At 39.6% G+C, this 844-nt stretch carries 1 protein-coding gene; it reads left to right on the top strand.

Annotated features, from left to right (window positions below; translation table 11 throughout):
- Positions 1 to 726, top strand: a 726-nt coding sequence (locus tag AACV12_RS11220) for an NERD domain-containing protein (protein WP_170901624.1), incomplete at its 5' end; no start/stop codon positions are given.
- Between the last annotated feature and the right edge of the window lie 118 nt (positions 727 to 844).

Here is an 844-nt window from a genome sequence, read left to right as displayed (position 1 = left end):
ATCATACCTCTGTTACTTTTCGTTTCGATATTCAAGAGCCGATGGTTTAAAGGCATGTTCGGGGAGTTCTTGGTAAACAGACTGCTGTCACAGTTACCTGAGTCAGACTACACGTTAGTACAAGATGTAACCTTACCCACAGAAGATGGCACAACACAAATCGACCATGTTGTTGTATCTAAGTTCGGTATTTTTGTTGTTGAAACGAAAAACATGAAAGGGTGGATCTTTGGCTCAAAAAGTCAAAAACAATGGACTCAAAAAATCTATCGGCATACTTCTAAATTTCAGAACCCTCTTCATCAGAATTATAAACATATTAAAACCCTTGAATCATTGTTGGGCATAGATTCATCTAAGCTGCACTCGGTCATCGTTTTTATTGGTGATAGTATGTTTAAAACTGAGATGCCTAACAATGTTACTTACGCACGAGGTTGCTTGGATTACATTAAGCAGTTCATACAGCCAGTATTTTCAGAGACTGAGTACGCTCAAATTATCGCAGCAATCAATGAAGTTAAGCTAAAGAAAGGCATAGTTACAGATTTAAAGCATAGGCAACATGTTAAAGAGCTGGTCGCTTCAAAAGAAAACATAAAGCAATGTTCACGTTGTGGATCTGAAATGGTGGTGCGTGAAACAAAGCGTGGCGAAAATAAAGGTAAACAGTTTTGGGGTTGCTCCTCTTTCCCTAAATGTAGGTCAGTGGAAGAATTCAACTAACAAACGCTTCAAGACGGATTCGCAACGCTTGGCGGTTTTTGTTTGCATTGATTAAGGTGTTTACGGTGTAATAATTGAGTGTCGTGGCCGCGTTGCTCACCACTTAAGCGGGCGTTAT

It is taken from the genome of Vibrio sp. 2-2(8) (genome assembly GCF_963888495.1).
GTDB lineage: Bacteria > Pseudomonadota > Gammaproteobacteria > Enterobacterales > Vibrionaceae > Vibrio > Vibrio anguillarum.
The sequence above is the reverse complement of the archived record's forward strand: the minus strand, read 5'-3'. Positions and strand labels throughout refer to the sequence as shown.